The 21,040-nt window shown below is 51.2% G+C and carries 15 protein-coding genes and 2 pseudogenes; 11 read left to right on the top strand and 6 right to left on the bottom strand.

Annotated features, from left to right (window positions below; translation table 11 throughout):
- Positions 1 to 24: 24 nt before the first annotated feature.
- Positions 25 to 2,916: an RNA polymerase-associated protein RapA gene (gene rapA, locus C2M34_RS02075; protein WP_105257946.1), complete on the bottom strand. Its 2,892-nt coding sequence runs from the start codon at positions 2,914 to 2,916 to the stop codon at positions 25 to 27.
- Between the two features lie 41 nt (positions 2,917 to 2,957).
- Between rapA and C2M34_RS15685 the strand changes: the two genes are divergently transcribed.
- From C2M34_RS15685 to C2M34_RS02065, 3 genes are all read left to right on the top strand, one after another.
- Positions 2,958 to 3,125 (top strand): hypothetical protein, encoded by a 168-nt coding sequence (locus C2M34_RS15685; RefSeq protein ID WP_158677920.1) that lies wholly within the window; start codon positions 2,958 to 2,960, stop codon positions 3,123 to 3,125.
- A 113-nt stretch (positions 3,126 to 3,238) separates the two neighbouring features.
- Complete coding sequence (locus C2M34_RS02070) at positions 3,239 to 4,639, top strand: PhoH family protein (protein WP_105199585.1); 1,401 nt, start codon at positions 3,239 to 3,241, stop codon at positions 4,637 to 4,639.
- A gap of 288 nt (positions 4,640 to 4,927) precedes the next feature.
- Positions 4,928 to 5,830, top strand: a complete 903-nt coding sequence (locus tag C2M34_RS02065) for a diguanylate cyclase (RefSeq protein ID WP_105199586.1) — start codon at positions 4,928 to 4,930, stop codon at positions 5,828 to 5,830.
- 41 nt (positions 5,831 to 5,871) lie between these two features.
- Here the strand turns inward: C2M34_RS02065 and C2M34_RS02060 are convergent, their stop codons facing one another.
- Positions 5,872 to 6,249 (bottom strand): DUF3192 domain-containing protein, encoded by a 378-nt coding sequence (locus tag C2M34_RS02060; RefSeq protein WP_105199587.1) that lies wholly within the window; start codon positions 6,247 to 6,249, stop codon positions 5,872 to 5,874.
- 136 nt (positions 6,250 to 6,385) lie between these two features.
- Positions 6,386 to 7,330 (bottom strand): D-2-hydroxyacid dehydrogenase, encoded by a 945-nt coding sequence (locus tag C2M34_RS02055; protein ID WP_105257945.1) that lies wholly within the window; start codon positions 7,328 to 7,330, stop codon positions 6,386 to 6,388.
- 136 nt (positions 7,331 to 7,466) lie between these two features.
- On the opposite strand from C2M34_RS02055, the gene zntR reads away from it, so the two are divergent.
- The 4 genes from zntR (at position 7,467) to C2M34_RS02035 (ending at position 10,569) form a co-directional block, all read left to right on the top strand.
- Positions 7,467 to 7,880, top strand: a complete 414-nt coding sequence (gene zntR / locus C2M34_RS02050) for a Zn(2+)-responsive transcriptional regulator (RefSeq protein ID WP_105257944.1) — start codon at positions 7,467 to 7,469, stop codon at positions 7,878 to 7,880.
- Positions 7,864 to 9,039, top strand: coding sequence for an SO_0444 family Cu/Zn efflux transporter (locus C2M34_RS02045; RefSeq protein WP_105257943.1), 1,176 nt, complete (start codon positions 7,864 to 7,866; stop codon positions 9,037 to 9,039). Before zntR ends, C2M34_RS02045 begins: the two co-directional genes overlap by 17 nt.
- A gap of 99 nt (positions 9,040 to 9,138) precedes the next feature.
- Positions 9,139 to 10,257: a 1-acyl-sn-glycerol-3-phosphate acyltransferase gene (locus C2M34_RS02040; protein ID WP_105199591.1), complete on the top strand. Its 1,119-nt coding sequence runs from the start codon at positions 9,139 to 9,141 to the stop codon at positions 10,255 to 10,257.
- Positions 10,258 to 10,323: 66 nt separating this feature from the next.
- Positions 10,324 to 10,569 (top strand): DUF1289 domain-containing protein, encoded by a 246-nt coding sequence (locus C2M34_RS02035; protein ID WP_105199592.1) that lies wholly within the window; start codon positions 10,324 to 10,326, stop codon positions 10,567 to 10,569.
- On the opposite strand, the gene C2M34_RS02030 is transcribed toward C2M34_RS02035, so the two are convergent.
- The gene (locus tag C2M34_RS02030) at positions 10,564 to 11,274 is read right to left on the bottom strand and encodes a substrate-binding periplasmic protein (RefSeq protein ID WP_105199593.1); all 711 of its coding nucleotides are present in this window, start codon (positions 11,272 to 11,274) and stop codon (positions 10,564 to 10,566) included. The two genes, C2M34_RS02035 and C2M34_RS02030, sit on opposite strands and share 6 nt — an antisense overlap.
- A 228-nt stretch (positions 11,275 to 11,502) precedes the next feature.
- Here C2M34_RS02030 and C2M34_RS02025 point away from each other — a divergent pair.
- The 3 genes and pseudogenes from C2M34_RS02025 to C2M34_RS02015 all read left to right on the top strand — a co-directional run.
- A pseudogene (locus C2M34_RS02025) lies at positions 11,503 to 11,697 on the top strand (DUF3283 family protein); the annotation flags it as partial.
- 23 nt (positions 11,698 to 11,720) lie between these two features.
- Complete coding sequence (locus tag C2M34_RS02020) at positions 11,721 to 12,137, top strand: GNAT family N-acetyltransferase (protein WP_158681379.1); 417 nt, start codon at positions 11,721 to 11,723, stop codon at positions 12,135 to 12,137.
- A complete protein-coding gene (locus C2M34_RS02015) occupies positions 12,130 to 16,638 on the top strand; it encodes an EAL domain-containing protein (protein WP_158681378.1) in 4,509 nt (1,502 codons plus the stop codon). The genes C2M34_RS02020 and C2M34_RS02015 overlap by 8 nt, the downstream gene beginning before the upstream one ends.
- Here C2M34_RS02015 and C2M34_RS02010 read toward each other — a convergent pair.
- Together C2M34_RS02010 and C2M34_RS02005 are read right to left on the bottom strand one after the other, a co-directional pair.
- Entirely contained in the window at positions 16,598 to 17,551 is a 954-nt protein-coding gene (locus C2M34_RS02010) for an ion transporter (protein ID WP_199775991.1), read from the bottom strand. The genes C2M34_RS02015 and C2M34_RS02010 overlap by 41 nt on opposite strands.
- Positions 17,544 to 20,230, bottom strand: a pseudogene (locus C2M34_RS02005) (bifunctional acetate--CoA ligase family protein/GNAT family N-acetyltransferase). The gene C2M34_RS02010 and the pseudogene C2M34_RS02005 overlap by 8 nt, the downstream one beginning before the upstream one ends.
- Before the next feature lie 68 nt (positions 20,231 to 20,298).
- Between C2M34_RS02005 and C2M34_RS02000 the strand changes: the two are divergent.
- Positions 20,299 to 21,015 carry an SIMPL domain-containing protein gene (locus C2M34_RS02000; protein ID WP_105213283.1) on the top strand — a complete coding sequence of 239 codons (717 nt, stop codon included), beginning with the start codon at positions 20,299 to 20,301 and terminating at the stop codon, positions 21,013 to 21,015.
- Positions 21,016 to 21,040: the final 25 nt, after the last annotated feature.

Raw genomic sequence — 21,040 nt, 5'->3', positions numbered from 1 at the left:
AGGCCGGTCATTTTAATGAAATGCCTAGTGGCTGACAACGATTAAGCGAATGGCGTCGAGTTTCACCTTGGCTTTATCTATGTAGTCGTCCATTTCGGCGCGGCTGCGCTGAAAATGTTTCAGCTCTTCATCACGGATATTGGGGTTGATCTCCTTGAGGCTGGTTAGGCGCTCCAGTTCGCTATCAACGGCCTGATGCATGGCGGTTTTCGCCGTCTCACGCAATTGCTCCATTTGCGTTTGCGCCAAGGTATTACCTTGCTCAATAAGCGGATGAATGGCGCTTTGCAGGGCATTCACCAGTTTCGAGGCGGTTTGGCGGCCAACCGCATTAAGCTGTTGGTTAAAGGCATCAAAGGCGACATTTTCCGCCAGGTTATTACCGCCTTTATCAAGCAGTACACGCACCGGAGTCGGTGGCAGGTAGCGCCCCAATTGCAGTGATTTAGGAGCCATGGCTTCGGCAATATAAATCAGCTCGACAAAATAGGTGCCCGCCGGCAGTTTCTTGTTTTTCAACAGGGCCACAGACGCGGTACCGAAATCATCGTCACAGATCATTTCCATTGCGCCTTCGACCATGGGGTGATCCCAGCTGATAAAGTGCAGATCTTCCTGCGCCAAAGCGGTATCCCGGTCAAAGGTGATGCTCATGCCTTCATCCCTGAGACTTGGGAAGTTGGCGCCCAGCATATGCTCCGAGGGTTTCAGCACTATGCTGTTTTCGCCCCTGTCTTCCTGGTTCACGCCCCAGGTATCGAACAGGTTGATCATATAGGTCGGTAGTTCAAAACTGTCATCAACCACCTTGATATCTTCTACCAGGTGCTCGGACTTACCCTGGCCGCTGGAATGCAGCTCCAACAGGCGATCGCGACCGGACTCCATTTGTGTCTTTAACTCACCGTAGCGCGAACTGACGCGTCCAACCAGCTCGCCCAGAACCTCGTCCTGATAGCTGTTATGAGCAAGCAATTGAAGTAACTCATCACCAAATTCCTGGTTAAGCATATGGCCTGTGGTGGAGGTGTGCTCAAAGGCGTTTAAGCCTTCGTGATACCAGCGCAGCAGGGTGTGCTGGGCGCTGTTTTCAAAGTAGGGCACATGAATTTTAATGTCCTGGGTTTGGCCGATACGATCCAGACGACCGATACGCTGCTCCAGCAAGTCCGGGTTTAGCGGCAGGTCGAACAGTGCCAAATGATGGGCAAACTGGAAGTTACGTCCCTCTGAGCCGATCTCAGAGCAGATCAACACCTGAGCACTGTCTTCGATATCGGCGAAGAAGGCCGCCGCGCGGTCGCGCTCGATAATGCTCATGCCTTCATGGAACACCGCCGCTTTAATGCCTTCGCGCTCGCGCAAAGCCTGCTCCAGGCTGAGTGCGGTTTCTGCCTTGGCACAGATCACCAGCATCTTTTGAGGCTTGTTGCTGTTGAGGGTGTCTATGAGCCATTGCACGCGCGGGTCAAACTGAGTCCAGCTGGCATTTTCGCCTTCGAATTCCTGGAAGATTTTTTCCGGGAACAGAGCGCGAATGGCGCTAAGCTCGATGGGGCCACCATTGCCAAGGCTGCCCATTACATTCATGGCCGTTTTATATTGGCTCGGCATGGCCATGGGATAGCTGTGCAGAAGGCGCTGCGGGTAACCACTGATGCCACTGCGGCTGTTGCGGAACAAGATGCGTCCGGTACCGTGTCTGTCCAGCAGCTGCTCTAGTATATGTTCCTTGGCCTGGGTGTCACCGGCACTAAATTGTGCCAGCAGGGCTTCCCCTTGGCTGCCAAGCAGGTTAACAAGTACTTGTTGTTGCTCGGCACTTAGTGCCTGCTCCTGCAAAATGCTGTTGGCGGCATCGGCTATCTCCTGATAATGGCGCTCCTGCTCAACAAAGGCGTCATAGTCATAGAAACGATCCGGGTCGAGTAATTTCAAACGGGCAAAGTGGCTTTGGTGGCCAAGTTGATCCGGGGTCGCGGTTAGCAAGATAAGACCGGCGATGTCCTGGCTAAGCTCTTCAATGCGCAGGTACTCTGTACTTGGCTTGTCCACCGACCAGCTGAGGTGGTGTGCTTCGTCAACCACCAGCAGATCCCAGTCGGCCAGGGTGGCTTGTTCGAACCAGCGTTTTTTCTTGGTTAGAAACTCCAGGCTGGTCAGTACCAGTTGCTCGGTTTCAAACACATTGGCGCTGTCGGCAAAGGCCTCGGCACAGCGCTCTTCGTCGAAAATGGCAAATTTCAGATTAAAGCGGCGCAGCATTTCCACTAACCACTGGTGTTGTAGGTTTTCTGGTACCACGATAAGCACGCGGGCGGCACGACCGGTTAGCAATTGCTGATGTAAGATCATCCCCGCTTCTATGGTTTTGCCCAGACCCACCTCATCGCTCAGTAAAACACGCGGGGCGAAACGCTGGCCGACTTCGCGGGCAATGTGCAACTGGTGTTCAATCAGACTGGCGCGCTGGCCGATAAGGCCCTTCAGTGGCGATTGGTCGCGGTGAAACCTGTGCTGCCAGGTGTTGTAACGCAGGGTATAACGGTCGAAACGGTCGATTTGGCCGGCAAAAAGGCGGTCCTGCGGCTTATTGAACTTAATAAAATGGTCGAGAAAGGTTTCCTTGAGCTCGGTCGGCTCTTCATTATCAAGGCGCGTGCCCTTATAGGTATACAGGCCATCTTGCTCTATCACTTCGCTGACCGTGAGCTCCCACTCATCGGCACTGCGGATCACATCGCCGGGATTAAATAGCACTCGGGTCACCGGCGCTTCGGCCTGGGCATATACTCGGCTTTCGCCGCTGGCGGGGAATAAGATGTTAACTTGGCGTCCTTCCAATGCAACTACGGTACCTAATCCTAAATCCGACTCGGTATCACTGATCCAACGTTGACCTAAGGAAAAATTCATTACGTGCTCAATCTCGACTTTGGGTTATCTAGGCTGGGGCCATGGCGGCCCAAGCAAAAAAAGGCGGCTATATTAGCGCGCAACTTGGTGATTATCACCTGAAAACTGATAAATATTTTGGTGCTTGTTTAGAATATGTACAGCAGCAAAAGAAGGCGCTTTTTGCAAATGTAAAACACCACTTTTTCTGTACTTTTTTGCCGTCATAAAAGCGTCTTTTTATAACCATAGACTAAACTTGAAGTATGCCCTTAAGGCATAACCACCTTGTTAGTGTAGCTGTAAAGGTGCAGATATAATAAAGACAAATTAGGAACGCGCTATGGACAAAGACCGCCTCGTAAAAAGCAGTAAAATGTATGTGCTCGACACCAACGTATTACTTCACGACCCCCTTGCATTCCTCTGTTTCCAAGAACACGACGTCGTCATTCCGATGACGGTACTCGAAGAGCTAGACCATATTAAGGACCGTAAACGGGATGTCAGTCGCGATGCCCGCGTTGCCATTCGAGCCCTCGATGAAGTGTTACGTGATGCCACTCCGGAGCAAATGCTTAAAGGGGTGTTATTGCCGGAAGATAAACGTTCGTCGGAGCTGCCGCGCGGCAAGCTGATCATAGTCAATGATCACCTGTTTGCTGACAGTATTTCCGGCTTGCCGGGCAATGAAAACGACCATCGCATTATCAACTGTGCCGTGTATCTGCAAAAACAATACAGCGATGCCAAGGTGGTGCTGGTCACCAAGGACATCAATATGCGCTTAAAGGCTAAGGGCGCCGGGCTGCATTATGTTGAGGACTATCGCACCGACCAGCTGATTGATGACGTGGCACTTTTAACCTCGGGTTATAAAAAAGTGCAAGGAGACTTTTGGCAGCAGGTTGGCGAGTGTGAAACCGAGCAGCAAGGACGTGATGCCCTGCATCATGTCGCGCGCGAGTTGGTGCCGGATGTGTTTGCCAATGAATATCTGCTTGACGAAACCGGTCACTTTGCCGCCCGGGTGGTGGAATACAACGATACCCATATCACCTTAAAGGATCTCGGCGTGGAGCGCCTGATGTCGCGCAATGCCTGGGGCGTAAAGCCGAAAAATATCTATCAGGGCATGGCCATGGATGCTTTGCTCGACCCGGACGTTGAGTTAGTGCTGCTGACCGGCCCGGCGGGTTGCGGTAAAACCATTCTAGCCTTGGCCTGCGCACTGGAAATGATCATAGAAAAAGGTGTGTACGATAAGCTGATTGTCACCCGAAACACTCCAGAAATTGCCGAGTCTATCGGTTTCCTACCGGGTACCGAAGAAGAAAAGATGGCGCCTTGGTTGGCGGCGATCACAGATTCTTTGGAGGTGTTACATAAGAGCGATGAAAACCCTATTTCCAGCCGTAACTATATTATGGAAAAGGCCAATATCCAGTTCAAGTCGGTCAACTTTATGCGCGGACGCAGTATTCAAAATGCCGTGGTGCTCTTGGATGAAAGTCAGAACTTAACGGCTTCTCAGCTCAAAACCATTATCACCCGCTGTGGTGCGGGTACTAAGCTGATTTGCTCTGGTAACCTGGCGCAAATCGACAGCAGCTATTTAACGCCGCTGACCTCGGGCTTAACCTATATAGTAGAGCGCTTTAAACACTTTGAGGGCAGCGCTACTATCAACCTTAATGGCGTGGTGCGTAGTCGCTTAGCTTCCTTTGCGGAAGAAAATCTATAGCGAACAATGCAGTACAGCGTTTATTATAGGCGCTGTACGCATTGCTTTTGCCGGCTGTTCAGGTATGGTTAGCTCCAGAGCAGAGCCATGCCTGATGACCTGTGGCATGCTAGATTAGGTAAAAGAAAACCACCTTGGTAACAAAAACTACCGTAAAAATACCAAGTAAAGCTCGCTAACCGGGTCTAAACTGGTAACAAAGGTGCGCTAAATAAATAACAAATATAGCTCAGCGACAGGCCTGTAAGGGACGGATTGCTGGGCAAGGTGAAGCAAACAGGAAGGCTCATGAAGTCAGCAAAAATTCTCATTGTCGACGGTGATGAATTAAACCAAGCGATTTTAACCAAAACCCTCACCCCTCAATACCAGGTGCATTGTGTCAATGATGCCGAGGCCATGTTTGCTTGGCTTGAGGACAACAGTGCCGATTTGATCTTACTTGATATCATGCTCCCGGGCATGGATGGTTACGAGGCGCTAAAACAGCTCAAACATGATGATAAAACTCAGCCCATTCCCGTCATTATTATCTCCGCCAGTGACTCCAGTGGCGATGAAGCCAAGGGCCTTGAGCTTGGCGCCATGGACTATATTAGCAAGCCTTTTGGCAGCGCCATTGTTCGTGCCCGAGTGAAGAATCAGCTGACCATTAAACAAAAAAATGATCTGTTGGAAATGCTGGCGAGCATAGATGGCTTAACGGAAATTCCCAATCGTCGTTATTTCGACGAACATTTTGCTCGTGAATGGCGCCGCAGTGTGCGCGCCGGATTGCCTTTGTCTGTGCTATTGATAGATATCGATTACTTTAAGCGTTACAACGACTGCTACGGTCATCAACAGGGTGATGAATGTTTGAAAAAAGTGGCTTCGGCCCTGGTCAATAATTGTCAACGCGGCAGCGATTTTATCGCCCGTTATGGTGGTGAAGAGTTTGTTGCGGTTTTGCCCGGCAGTGAAGAAGACACAGCCATGGCTTTGGCCAATAAGCTATGCAGGGTGATCCGCGAGCTTAATATTCCCCATATAGACTCGCCCATTGCTGAGCACATCACCATCAGCATTGGCGCCACCACCTTTAATGGCGACAACGACGACAACTGTGAAATGGCCTTGATTGAAAATGCCGACAGGGGCATGTATCAGGCCAAGCAAGACGGGCGTAATAGCGCCGCTTTCTACGGCTAAAAAAAGCCGCGTGGGCTTTAATCCACGCGGCTTTTTTATCTTTATAGTTTACCGACCAGTGCCTGATAGGCGCTATCACCAATACTCACCAAACGACCAGCCTTAAATACCAAGGGTGTACATTCATTTTTGCTGATTTTGCCATCGGACTTAACGCTTTGCGTGGCATAAAACAGCACCTGATACTCTTCACCCTGATGAGCAAAGGACTCACTGAAATCCGGTGTGCCCAGGGTTTCTTTGATCACAGCAGCGCTGTTCCCTAGCTCAAGGTGGGCAATATAGTCGCGATTTTGGCGCTGTTGTTTTTGCCAGTCGCTTGATGACCAATGGGCGTCGGCTTCACCGTCATTCACCGAAACGATACAACCACCAAGTAGAGGCAGGGCGACAAGGGCGCAAAGAAGTGCTTTTTTCATTGTTTTGTCCAATTTTTGTTATCTAGTTGGCATTGAATAATCAAGTTCAATGCCAAAAATTTTACTTTATATTTTTCAATTGGTTACACATTATTCTTTTAAGCGGGTTGGTGTTATTTCAAAAGAGTTGGCGAATTTAGCCAACCCGATTGCGAACTTCACCATTGGCATAGGCGCGAATATTTAAGGCCAGCTGGTGGATCAGCCTGTCTCTGGCCTGTTTTGATGCCCAGGCTATATGCGGTGTGAGCAGCAGGTTGTCACCCTGATAGCGAACCAAAGGATTTTCAGGGTTGGCCGGCTCTTCACTGAGCACATCTAAGGCTGCGCCGCCTAGGGTACCATCGGCCAGGGCTGTGGCCAGATCTGCTTCGTTGATAATGGGGCCGCGGGCGGTGTTGACTAAGACGGCTGTCGGTTGCATTAAGGCCAGGGTATCGCGATTTATTAACTGCTCTGTCTCGGCGTTAAGTGGGCAGTGAATACTGACGATATCCGCCTGCGCCAGCGCTTGTTCAAAAGCGATGCGCCCAGGGCGCGGGGCTTGGCCGCGACGTTCGGCAATAAGCACCTGCATATCAAAGGCATGGGCTACCTTGGCCAGGGCCTGGCCGAGCTCACCATGGCCGATAATGGCAAGTTTTTTACCCGCCAGCTCGGCGATCTCATAATCAAGGCGGCAAAACATCTCGCTTTGTTGCCAGGCGCCTTGGCGACAGTCATCTATATACCTATGCAGGTTATTAAGCAGTAAGGAGATCAGGGTAAAGGTATGCTGCACTACGCTGGCGGTGGAATAGCCGGCAACATTACACACAGCAATGCCATGCTCCTTAGCGGCAGTGATATCTATGTTATTGGTGCCGGTGGCGGCAACACAGATAAGTTTCAGCTTAGGCAAGGCCTTAAGCTGCTCGGCGCCAAGTTGCACCTTGTTGGTGATCACTACCTCGGCGTCGGCGCAGCGCGTCACTACATCTTCTGCTGATGTCAGGGGGTGGCGATGAAATTCTCCTAAGGCGGCAATTGGTGCCAGTGAGTTTGCTCCTAAGGTGTCGGCGTCTAACATGACGATGTTCATTTGTGCTCTCCAAATAGGCTATTGGCGCTAGTCTTTCATGGACTAACGTTTAGCGCAAAATTAATCCTTGACCTTAGTGTTAACTCTAAGGTTTATAATGCCTGCTAAGCAAAGAGTTTGAGGGGGAGGAGTGCAGATGCGTATAGGTGAATTGGCCAAACAGGTGGACATGAGTACGGATGCACTGCGTTATTACGAGCAGCAAGGACTATTGAGCGCGCCTCAGCGCAGCGCCAGTGGCTATCGTCAATATGGGGGTAAGCACATGGCACAATTGCGTTTTATTCGTCGTGCCAAGGATGTCGGCTTTAGCCTGGAAGAAATTGCCGAGCTGTTAAAGATAAACTTTGAAAAGGCCGAGCACAGCTGTCAGGAAGTGAAAGATCTGACCCTGAAAAAGCGTGATTTGGTGGCTCAGCGGATCGCCGAGTTACAGCGTTTTCATGCTTCGCTGTCGCAACTGGCCGAGCAATGCTGCGGCAGTAGCGCCCCGGCGCAACATTGTTCGATTCTGACCGCACTGGAGGACATAGATGGACTTAATCAGTAATTTTTGGCAGTTGTTTGTGTTGTCGGCACCTTGGCTGATGCTGGGGTTGTTGATTGCCGGAATCATCAATGTGTATTTGCCGACGCACTTTCTCAATCGTCATCTGGGTAAAGAAGGCCTCTGGACCACGGTGAAGGCGGCGCTAATCGGCGCGCCCATGCCTTTGTGCTCCTGCGGCGTGATCCCGGCGGCGGTCGGCTTAAGACGAGCGGGCGCGTCAAAAAGTGCGACAACGTCATTTTTAGTGTCGACGCCGGAAACCGGGATTGATTCCGTCTCCGTTTCCTATGCCTTATTGGGTCCCTTTATGGCGGTGATAAGACCCATAGCCGCCGTTTGCAGCGCCATTACCGCCGGTTTGCTGGTGGGGCGCGAGGGCAGTTTGGAGCCAAGCGTCACTGCAAGCTCTACACCCAAGCAAGGTGCGTGCTGCGGCTCTAATGATAAGGTGCCTGCAGTTGAGGGCCCATCGAGTTGTTGTGCCTCCGAGGTTCAGCTCGATAAGCAAAGCGGCGGTTGTTGCACCCCACAAACTCAGGTCATACAGGCAACATCCAGTTGCTGTAGTACCGATAAAAAGGCGTCGCAGTCAACACCGCAAGCTCAGCCATCCGCTCTTAGCAAGTTACAGCAAGCGCTGCACTTTAGTGCCACCAAGCTTTTAAGCGATACCGCCTTATGGTTGATGATAGGTCTGTTTTTTGCGGCTGTGGTGCAAACCTATGTACCTACCTCCTATTTAAGCCAATGGGGCAGTGGTATTTTGGCCATGACTGTGATGGTGCTTGTCAGCATCCCCATGTATATCTGTGCCACTGCCTCTACCCCCATTGCCGCCGGCTTGTTATTGGCCGGAGTGTCACCCGGGGCTGTACTGGTCTTTATGCTGGCGGGACCAGCGACCAATATTGCTACCCTAGGTGTAGTGGGCAAGGAGCTGGGGCGCCGCGCGGTTGCTGCCTATCTAACCGGGGTAATAGGTGTGGCCTTGCTGTTTGGCGTGCTCACCGATTACCTGGTTGGTGAATTCGGATTTAATGTCACGCCGCTCGGTGGCCAGCATCATGAGGTGTTACCGCCTTGGTTGGAGCAAGGCTCGGCGGTTATTCTGGCGCTGTTGCTAATGCGCTTGCTGTGGCTAAAATTCAGCCGTAGGTAGGCTATCTCTCACTGGTAAGAGTTGATAAACTTAGCGAATAAATAAAGGGCGCGATACAATGAGCGCCGTTTTTTTGCCTGCAGTTAAAAGGTGAGCACCGTGGATAAGTATGCAGATATAAGACCTTACAACGATGATGAAGTGGCGGCGTCCGTGGCTCGGCTGGTGGCCGATAATGCCTTTGTCGACCTTATTGCTAAGCATAATTTGCCTGCTTGGTTGGCATCAATACGTCTTATTTCGCGGCCTCTGGTGCGCCAGCAGCTACAGCGTAAATGGGGACAGGTTAACTCGGTGCAGCAAGTGCAGCTTGAAGTGGTGCACTATCTTGAGCAGATAGTAAATAACACCACGTCCAAGGTGACCTTCTCCGGCCTTGATAAGCTGGATAAAAATCAGGCCTATTTGTTTATCTCCAACCACCGCGATATTGTTCTTGATCCAGCCTTGGTGAACTTTGGCTTGCACCAGCACGATATGAATACGGTGCGTATCGCCATTGGCGATAACCTGCTGCAAATTCCTTATATCACTGAACTAATGCGCTTGAACAAGAGCTTTATCGTCAAGCGTTCGGCCAAGGCACCGAAAGAAATGCTTAAGGCGCTGACTCAGCTGTCGGCCTATATTTACGACTCCTTGACCGAGGGGCACAGCATTTGGATTGCCCAGCGTGAAGGGCGCACCAAAGACGGTTTCGACCAAACCGATCCGGCACTGTTGAAAATGCTGCAGCTTAATGGCCGCAAGCAAAAGAAAGATTTTGCCGAATATGTGCGCGAGCTAAAAATCGTGCCGGTTTCTATCTCGTATCAGTACGAACCCTGCGCCCTGTCGAAGGCCAAGGAGCTGTATCATAAAAAGCACCATGGTGAGTATGTAAAGTCGGCAGGTGAAGACATCGAAAGCATAGTCGAGGGCTTTACCAGCGATAAGGGTCATGTGCATCTGGCCTTTGGTCAGCCCATTAGCAACGACTGCAGCACCCCGGAAGATTTGGCGAAAACCATAGATAAGCAGATTGTCGAGTCTTTCTATTTGCACCCGGGCAACTACATTGCCGCCAAACATGCCAATGCCGTGGTTGACTCAGAATCCGAAGATGTGAAGGCCTTTGCCCAGCGTATGGAAGCCATCCCAGAGCATTTGCGCGACCTGGTTACCGCCATTTACGCCAAGCCGGTTTTACGCAAAGAAGAAATGGATAACCTTGGCTAACTTTCACTGGTAATTAGACGCCTCAGGCATTAACGTTAGAAATAGGGTTTATGCTTTGAAGTGCCTATGCAACAGCTTGAAATATTCTCCATCGATAGCCCCTGTAAGGGGATCTGCCAGGTCAATAGTCGCGGCTATTGTCTTGGTTGTTATCGGTCGCGAGAAGAGCGGTTTCATTGGAATCAGCTCAGCGATGAGCAAAAGCGTCATGTCAATTTGCTGTGTCAACAGCGTTATAAGCGTTTCTTAGCGCGCCAACAGGAACAAGGCCAGCAACCGCCATCCATGGAGCAGGGCGAGCTCGACTTATAAGCCGTGCTTTTTGCGCAGCTGCGCCACCACCCCACTTGCCTCTAACTCCTGCAATACCGCTAAAAGCTTGGGAATTTTATCCTCATGGCGCTTATGCAGGTAATGATAACTGTAGTAGTTTTGCAGATGATGGCGGGTAAAGGGTTGCTCGGCGCGATTTCGGTAGCCTTGCTTGAGGTGGAAATCAAGCAGCACCACGGCTTCAACCTGTCGCTGGGCCAAGAGGTTCAGCTGCGCCGCCACGCTTTCCAATTTAATAATTTGGCCATTGAAATTATTGCTATGCAGGTATTGCTCGGTGACCGGGTAACCATTGCGGATGGCAACCCGAGCGAGCTCCTGTAGGCTGCAGTAATGACAACGGGTGAGCATAAAAAGCTCAAACTTAAACAAGGGGAAGTTTACCCGCACCAGGTTCTCATAGCGGGTTTCTATATTGGCGATGCGTCCTAGCTGACCGTCTAGCTCCCCCTCATCTGCAGCGGCCAAGGCCTGAGGGTGATCGAAGTCAATGATCTCCAGCTCATAGCCGAGCTGACTATAAGCCTGTGACATCAGTTCGATGACAAAGCGCGCCTGGGCGGTGTCCATCGGTCTGTTAAAGGTCATCTTAGTGCTGTTGTTTGCCCCATGGGCATTGCCTAGGGCGCAAAATAGAGCCACTAGCAGCAATCGCGGCAGCACCAAGGCAAAGATGTTTTGCATAAATACCTGCTGGCGTAACACTACGACCTTGAAGAAAAAATTAGCGGGATCAGGAAGCAGTGAGTATCATTATTTTATTAATCACATTGTTAAATTTATGTGATGATTTTTTCTATTTTAGGTAACCTGGAGTAGAAATACTAGCCCTAGCTTAGCGGCCGCCCCATACACCCTGGGTGCTATCTGTTATAGTATAGGCTCCGTCAGTTATTAAATAGTGTTGCAGCGATGAGTGTCAATCTTTGCCGTCTTCCGCGAGAAGAGAAGTACCGAATTCAATTGGACTATGAAGCCTCGTTTTGGGCGTATCAAATTATCCGTGGCAAAAATGCCCGGGATAAGGTTTATGAAGCCATCAATATGCGTCCGATTTCGGAGCAAGGCTACTTAAAGCAGCAGTTTGAACATTTCTTAGCGATGATGAGCGCATCGCCGATGACCCCCCAGTGGCGCAACGCGTACCCGCCCTCGCCACCCCCTTGGTGAACAAATTTTATGATAGGGTCGGCGCCCGAGGTCGTGCCAATAAGCAAGACCAAATTTGGGTGGTGCGTTGCGACAATGACATAGTGGCGGCAGCCAGAGTCAGTGTTCTTGAACAACAACATTTTTTATGTGGCGTGTTTGTAGAGGCAGATTATCGTCGTCAAGGTTTGGCCGCCACTTTAATACGTCAGGTCTGTGCCGAATTACCTGGTCCCATCTATAGTTTTATCTATCAGCATCTGCGCCCCTTTTATGAACAGCTGGGTTTCGCCGCGGTTGCTACTTTGCCCGAACACCTGGCGTCGCGCTTGCAAAGTTATCGTAATCAGGGTCGTGATGTGTTGGCCTATTGCTATCAGGGAGTGGCAGATGCGTAATTACTGGTTGGTATTATTGAGCTTGTTTTTGGTCGTCACCGCGAGCGTCAGCGCCAAGGTGCAGCGTTTGTCGCCCAGTGAGGGGCTGTCGCAAAGCTATGTCGGTAATATGCTTATCGATCACCAGGGCTACCTGTGGCTGGCCACCGAAAGCGGTTTAAATAAATACGACGGCTATCAAGTAAAAATTATCAGCGATGAAAAGGGCGAGCTTGACGACGCCATGATCGATGCCCTGCATATGGATAAACAAGGGCAAATTTGGACTTCATCCATTCTTAATGGCCTTTATCGTTATCATAACGGCAAAGGGGTGCTGGAAAGGGTAGTGGCACCGCCGAAGGAATTAGACCCCGACTTTGCCACCGCAGTGTTTTCCATGCATTCCCTCGACGATAATAAGATGCTGCTTGGCCGTGGCGGCGATGTTGCCATGCTCGACCCGCAAAGCGGTGCCATTACCAGCTTATTTAAGGTGGGCAGCGGCGAAAACAACGCTCTGGTGCGGGTGTTTTTTCAATACCAGCACTATGTGTTTATCGGCACCACGCACGGTGCCTTTGTTTATGATCTCAAGAGCCAGCAGGTGCGCCCGCTGCAACATTTGCCGCCGGGCAGCAGTGGTATACACAGAGACAATGTAAAATCATTCGCCCTGGTCGAGCAGAGCAAGTTATTGATAGGCACGGTAAAGGGCTTGTATGTCACCGATATCAGCGATTTAGATGCCCTGTTTGCCCAGCCGCAGCGGCCATTTCAAAGTACGACGCTTTTGTCGGAGTTGAATATCTGGCAAATAAAACCCCTTGGCGGGGGGATGCTGATGTTGGCCACGGATAAGGGCTTGTTTGAGTATGAGTGGCAGGCTAACCGCTTGCGCAAGCACCAAAGGCTGAGCGACAGCCCTTACAGTCTTTCCGACCCCAGTGTGATCAAAATAGTGGAAACAGAGCTGGGCGATCTGTGGCTGGGCACCAAAAGCGATGGCGCCTTTTTTCTTCCCAACAAGCGCTTTGAGTTTCAAAATATCACAGCCGATAATCTCGGTGGTGATGGTTTGTCCCATCATAATATCTGGAGCTCGGTACAAAGTGGCGACACCCTGTATTTAGGCACTCATAACGGTTTAACCCAGGTCAACCTGGCGACAATGCAAAGTGAGGTGAAGTTTAAAAGTTACCTCAGCGATGAACTCGACAATGTCTTTAGCATTTACACCCTGATCCCTTATCGTCGGCAGTTGCTGATGAATACCACCCGTGGTTTATTTAGCTATAACCAGGACACCGAGGAGTTAACTAAGCTGCAGGCCAGGAAGCAAGAAGATCAGGCCTACCTTGAGGGCTATTTACATGGCCTGTATTTGACCCAGGATGGCCGGTTATACGGAGTCAATCAGAATCAGGGGTTCTTCTATTTTGATCTGGGATCACAGCAGGTGCATCCTTTGGGTGGTGACCTGGACAAGCATGATCCGTTTTTGGCCTTGGGGTTCAGCGCTCCGTTAGCGGATAACCCTCTGCAACCCTTGTTTTTCTCCGGCGGTCAGCTGCTGCGTTTCAATGCCCAAACGCAAACCCTGCAAATGCTTTATCGGGTGCCGCAATCTCATGGCAGTTTGGCCATCAACCTTAATGGTTATGTGGTGGATAACAATAATATCCTGTGGCTGTCGTTTTCCAATCATGGTCTGGTGGCCTTAAACGCCAGCAACTTTAATTTTATTAAACACATAGATTTACAGCGCCGCGGTCCGGGTAACCTTATGTATGATCTGGTGCTCGATGATATGGGTATGGTGTGGATGAGTAGTCATAAGGGCTTATGGCGCTTTAACCCACAAAATGAGCACTTTTTTCAGTTCACTAATCTGGAAGGCCTAGCCACCAATGAATTTAACCTGGGCTCGGTCAGTCGTCGTGACGACGGTCGCCTGGCATTTGGTTCGGTTAAAGGCGCGACCTTGTTTTATCCGCAGCGCAATATACCGCAACGGGCCTTGCTGCAAGGGGTTAATTTTACCTCGGCAGAGCTGATGTACCGCGCGCTTGAGCTGCCAACCATGGGGCCTTTAACCCAGGTTCACCTTGACCATGATGATGTCGGCTTAGAGATCACCTTCAGCGCCATGGCCTTTAATTATCAGGACAGGGTTATTTTCGAGTATCAGCTCGATGGCAGCCAGAAAAGCTTTACCCGGGATAATAATCGCGTGGTCTTCCCCAAGCTAAACCCTGGGGAGCATCTGCTTCAGGTGTGGGCGCGGGACCCCTTTACCGGCGAGTCGACCGAGCCAGCACGCTTGAGTATTAGCGTTGCCTACCCGCCGTGGAGCTCGCCTAGTTTTATCACCCTGTATGTGATTATTATCGCCAGCCTGATAGCCATGTGGATGTATCGTCGCAATCGCATTCAAAAGATGCTGATGGCGGCGCATAAACAAAGCAAAGAGTCGGCGGCGCGCCTGAAATTGGCGCTCGAAGGCAGTCACTCCGGGGTATGGGACTGGCATCAGCATGAGAGCAAAATTTATCAACCACGGTTGCGTGAGGAGCTGGGCTATAGCTATGAGCATTGTCAGCTGGATCAATATCTGGCGTTGATTCACCCGAATGAAAGACAAAAATTCCGTATCGAATGGCTGGAATTTTTATCCACCGACAAGGGTTACTTTAACTGCGTCTATCGCCTGCGCCACAGCAGTGGGCAATGGCGTTGGTATAAAGACTTTGGCAAGGTGATGCAATGGGAAGGTACCCATCCGGTGCAGGTAGCGGGCACCTATACCAATATGACTCGGGAGCTGGTGTTAGAAGAAAATGCACGCATGTTTGGTGCCGCCTTTGAGCAGGCCAGCGACTGGCTAATTATTTTTGACTCCAAGCTGCGCATCGTTGCCACCAATCAGGCGTTGCGGGAAAATTTTGATTACCCCACCAGTAGCCCATCCTCACGACGTCTGAATCTGGGGCTGTCGAAAAATGTGCGCATTAACTATCTGCGTATTTTGAAAGGCTTACGTGTGGGGGAGCATTACCAATGCGAAGAGCAGGTAGTGCTTAAAACCGGTGAGCAGGTTCCCGTGCTGCTGAAGATGAGTGCGGTCGCCGACAGCGAGCAGCACAGCACCAGCTATATAGTGATGCTCACAGATATCAGTGAAGCCAAGCATAGCTTGGAGACCCAACAACAGCAGGCGCACTACGACAGCCTTACCGGCTTTCCTAATCGTCCCTTGTTTATGGATAGGGTTGAACACGCACTGGAGCAAGCACAACGGGATAACCGCGGCTGTGCATTGCTGCTGATCAATGTGCCCTTGCCGGTTGTGGTTGGTTTCGAGGAGCAAGCGGCTGAGCAGCAACTGCTGAGTCTGGTTTATCGCCTGCAAAGGGCAGTGCGCTCGCAAGACAGTTTAGGGCGCATCGAGGCTGAGCAATTTGCTCTGTTACTTGAAGATATAGATGCGCTGGAGCAGGTGCTGGCGGTGTGTCGTAAGGTACAGGAGGTGCTGATGCGCCCCTGTCATGGCACACTCGGCGCCGCCAACGCCAGTATAGGTGTGGCGCTCTTCCCCGAAGATGGACAGCAGGGCGAAGCTTTGCTTAAAGGCGCCGAATTGGCGCTGTATCAGGCCAAACGCAGCGGTCGCAACCAGTTTCACTTCTTCCAGCCAGACATTAATGCTCAGGTGCAGCGTAGTCTGGCCACAGAGCAAGCCTTAATGATTGCCGCCGATCAGTGCCAGTTTATAAATCACTATCAGGGCATTTACGCCATGCAGGATGCCGAATTACAAGGCTTTGAGGTCTTGCCCTACTGGCAACATGATGAGCAGCTATTGGCACCGCAGGAATATTACCCTCATATACGCCAAACCCGGTTGTGGTCAAAACTCCTATTGCAAACCTTAGAGCGGGCGGTGCTTGAATGTCGCCTCTGGCATAGACAACAACCACTGCTGCACTTGTCTTTAGCTATCAAGGGACGTGAATTCAGCCAACCCGGTAGCATGGGCGATATTGTTCACTTGCTGCACAGCTATGATTTCCCCATTAGCTGTTTGGTATTAGAGATTTCGGTGCATGACTGGCAGCGCCTCGACGCCGATGCCAGGCAAGTGCTGCAAAAGCTGGTGATATCAGGCATGTGTTTGTCTTTGCATATTAAGACGGTGGACGAATTTTGCGTGCCCGAGCTGGGAGACGAGTTATTTCAACAGGTGAAGTTGGGCGCCGAGCTCAGCGCCTTGTTGTGTGTGGACTATAAAGCCTATAACAAGGTCAGCCGTTATATGCCTATTTTCGCCGCCATGAACATTGAGGTGCTCGCCATGGGCGTGGCCGATGATAAACAGCAGCGTCAGTTGTTAAACCTGGGTTGCACCCTGATGCAGGGCGACGCGTTAGCGCAGCCCTGTCATGGTGATGGGGTGGCCGATTTACTCGCTAAGGCCTGTATTATTCCAAATGATGGCCACACTGGGGACAAAAGCGCTTAAGCAAGGGGTGCTGATCGCGCACTTGCTCTTCCAGGTGCGCCGCTTCTTGCACGCTTAAGCCGAGCTCAAGGCGCAATTCATTCAGTTTTACCCGCTCTGGATGGCAGATAATGCCGTCTTCCATCAGCTGATGCACCATTTCACTGTAGGCTCTACGGCGCTTGCGCAACTGCTCGGAAAAGCTTGAAGCCAGAATACCGGTAGGGATGGCAACCATGCCCATACTGAGGATGGTAATAATGCCGCCGAAGATTTTCCCCATCAGGGTGACAGGTACGGTATCGCCGTAACCCACTGTGGTTAAAGTGATAATAGCCCACCACATGGCGGCGGGAATGGAGCCGAATTTATCCGGTTGCACATCGTGTTCGAGCAAATAAATGCCGCTGGCGGCAATAATCAGGATCACCGTCATAATAAAGAATGCCGCCAGTAACGAGCTGGCCTCTTCCTGTATGGTGTTCAGCATCAGCTGCATGGCGCGGGAATAACGGGTGAGTTTGAAAATTCGCAATAACCTCAGCACCCTTAAGAAACGCAGATCGAAAGGCACCAGGAACATTAATAATGAGGGCAAAATAGCGATTAGGTCGATCACCGCCATGGGCGATATGAGATAGCGCAGGCGCCTTTTTGTTGGGCTTAGTGAGCTGTCGGCAAAACGGTTTAAATCGACGCTGGCCCACACCCGAGCCAGGTATTCAACGGTGAAAATAAGTACCGATATCAATTCAAAGTAGAAAAAAAAGCGCGTATGTTCGTGTGCCATGCTGGGCACAGACTCCATCACTATGGCGAGCACATTGGCAAAAATTAAGGTCATTAAAAAGGCATCGAAGGCATAACCATAGCGCTTCGATTTGCCGCGTGCTTCAAACACATCGGCCAGCGTGGTTCTTATTTTTTTAATCATCTTCTATTCTTTTATTGAGTTCGCGGCGCATATGAATAGTGCCTTCTTCAAAGTCACGACTGATAGTAAACCCTAACTTACGCGCTAACTCTATCATACCCGTGTTCTCCCACAGGGTCATGCCCTCGATACTACCAACGCCCTGTTGCTGGCAATAGTCTACGGCGGCACCAAGGAGAATGCGCCCCAAACCCAGCCCTTGGGCTTGTGAGCCAACGACTATGGCAAATTCCCCGACCAGGTTGTCCGGGTCCATTAGCACCCGGGACACGCCTAAGGTGACATTTTCACCGCGCTGTTTACGGGTGACGATAAAGGCCATTTCTCTGTCATAGTCGATCTGCGTCATCTTGGCCAATTGCTCATGGCTAAAGTGCGGCATTTCGCCAAAAAAGCGCCGGTATCTGTCTTCTTTAGTAAGTGACTCGTCGAAACGGCGGTGAGCCTGCTCATCCTCGGGACGAATGGGACGCAACAGCGCCTCGGAGCCGTCTTTTAGGGTGACCCAGCGTTCCAGCTCCTTGGGATAGGGACGAATGGCCAGGCGCTTACGATGGGCAAGACGCTTATAACGGCTGATACCTATGCTTGCATCGAGCACTAAAAATTGACTCTGGGTGGCCAGCAAGGGGTTCAGCTCCAGGCTGTGGATATCCGGCTGATCGACGATTAACTGCGAAACCCGGGTGAGCAGGGCGCATAAGCGATACTTGTCGACCTTCTCCGGCAAGGTGCGCTCTTTAAGCACGCCCTTATCCAGGGCATTGGCAATTAAGTACTTGGCCAGATTCATATTCAGCGGCGGCAGGGCCACCGCAGCCTGGGAATAATCAAGGGCACTGCCGGCCTCGCCAAGTAAGATCACCGGGCCAAATTGTGGGTCGGTTTTGATGGCGATACGCAGCTCATGGGCCCCGGCACGTGGCGCCATGGGCTGAATGGCAAAGCCGTCGATACGGGCCTCGGGGTAGACCTGATTAATGCGCAGTAAAATGGCAAACGCCGCTTGCTCGACCTCATGCTCATCGCTGAGATTAAGCACAACACCGCCGACCTCGGATTTACTGGCGATATCCGGGCTTATCAGTTTAAGCACCACGGGGAAACCGCATTCAGCGGCGACTTCCGCAGCCTCACTGGGTGTGGTGGCAATGTGGGTAGTCACTGTGTCTATGCCGTAATAAGCCAGCAGCGGCGCCGCCTGATGGGTGCTGAGATAGTGCACGTTGCGGTCCAGATGGGCGCTGATCTCTGCCTGGGCTTCTTCGACCTGAATATCCAGCTCATCAACAATGGACTCTGGGGTTTGCGTCAGGTGTTTTTGGTTACGGCGGTAATTGATCAAATGCATATAGGCACCAACCGCACCTTCTGGGGTGCGATAGGTGGGAATGCCACCTTGGGCACAAATGCGCCTGGCCTCATAGGCGGCGTCTTCACCCATAAAATTGGTCATCACAAAGGGGCGCTTGCGAGCGTCTATTTGCGCCAAGGTGTCGACTATAATACGGGCATAATCGGCGCTTGGCGCTAACGCCGACGGGGTGTGAATAATCAGCAGGTTTTCCACTTCCTTGGCTTCGAGCAGAATCTTCAGCGCCTGCTGATAACGCATTGGGTCTGAGTCACCAAATATATCCACCGGATTGTGAGTACTGTCCGCCTGGGGGATCACCTTGTTTAATGCCTCTAAGGTGGCCTCGCTAAGCTCACAGAGCTTACCGGAGCTTTGTACCAGGCTGTCGACTGCCATTACTGCCGGACCGCCGCCATTGGTAAGTATGCACAGGGGTTCTACCTTGAGTAATTTTGGATGCAGCGCCAGTGTTTGCGTCGCCGCAAAGAGCTCGCGTAAATCATTTACCCTAAGCATACCGGCGCGCTGGATCAGGGCATCATAGACCGCATCGCAGCCGCTGGCCCCGCCGGTGTGCGCAGATGCGGCCAGGGCACCGGCATCGGTGCGTCCGGTTTTAATCACGATCACGGGTTTACTAAAGGCGGCGGCTCGGGCTGCGGAAATGAAGCGCGAATATCTTTGAGATTATCTATGTATAAGAGCACAGCCTTGGTGCGGGCGTCGCGGCCGAGAAAGTCCAGTAGTTCGCCAAAGTCGATATCCAGGCAGTCGCCCACGGAAATAAAGTAAGAAAAGCCAATATCCTTATGTTGTGCCCAGTCCAAAATGGTTGAGCACACCGCCGCCGATTGTGAAATAAAGGCAACCTTGCCGGGGCGGGTCACTGTATGGGAAAAACTGGCATTGACGCCAAGATGGGGGATCATCAAACCCAAACAATTGGGCCCCATTAAATTCACATGCTGAGCTTTACAATGTTGTTGTAATTCGGTTTTTTGCTCGTCACTGAGGCCCGCCGCGACCACGATAACATTACGACAGCCCTGTTTGGCGAGATCGCTGATAAGTGGTAATAAGGTGGCTTTATTGGTACAAATGATGGCAATATCGGGTGGTTGAGGCAGCGATGCAATATCGGCATAGGCCAGCACCCCGTGTACCGCCTCGTATTTTGGTGTGACCGGCATTATTGGACCGTTAAAGCCGCCTTGCAGCAGGTTGCGCATCACAATGTAGCCCGGGCGCATGGGATTGTTCGAGGCGCCGACAACAGCTATGGATTTAGGGTTGAAGAACTGACTAATGCGTTTTACGCTCATAGCTTACTCATTTTGGTACACTGGATACCGAAATATAGTCTCATACTTGTTGCAAAAAGGAAGCATCAATGCACAAAAGTATAACGCACATCAATATTTTACCTGCTTTTCTTCTAGCCTTGGGGTTGGCCTCTATCGGCATCTTGCTCAGCAATGCCATCATAGAGTTTAAGGCTATGGATCGCACCGTGGTGGTGAAGGGATTAGCCGAGCAGCAGGTACAGGCGGACACTGCCATTTGGCCCATAGTTTTCACCGAAGCCGGTGAGCAACTAGAGCAGGTTACCGGTGCGGTGGAGCAAAAACAAAACGCCGTGGTGGCATTTTTAAAGCTGCACGGTTTTAGTGACGAGGAAATCTCCCTGGGGCAGGTCACAGTAGTTGATAAAAAAGCGCAGCAATACGGACCCGAGCAGGTCGGCCTACGCTACCTGGTTAGCGCCAATATGTCGGTGTACAGCCAAGATCCTAACAAGGTACGCCATGCCAGCAGTCAGATCAGCGAACTGGCTAAGCAAGGTATCGCCATAGGCGGTGACCGTTACACCAACCGTATTGAATACCTGTTTACTGGCTTAAACGATATTAAGCCGCAGATGATAGAGCAGGCCACCCGCAACGCCCGCGAAGTGGCGGTTAAATTTGCCCGCGACTCGGACTCGACGCTCGGCAAAATTAAATCGGCGCGTCAGGGACAGTTTAGTATCAGCGACCGAGATTCAAGCTCGCCGCACCTGAAGAAGGTGAGGGTAGTGAGTACGGTTGAGTATTATTTGGTGGACTAATATTTTTGAGTTCGGGCGCGGACAA

Source organism: Pseudoalteromonas sp. T1lg88, assembly GCF_002964765.1.
GTDB lineage: Bacteria > Pseudomonadota > Gammaproteobacteria > Enterobacterales > Alteromonadaceae > Pseudoalteromonas.
Note: the sequence above shows the minus strand (reverse complement) of the source record. Positions and strands in the feature narration are given on the sequence as shown.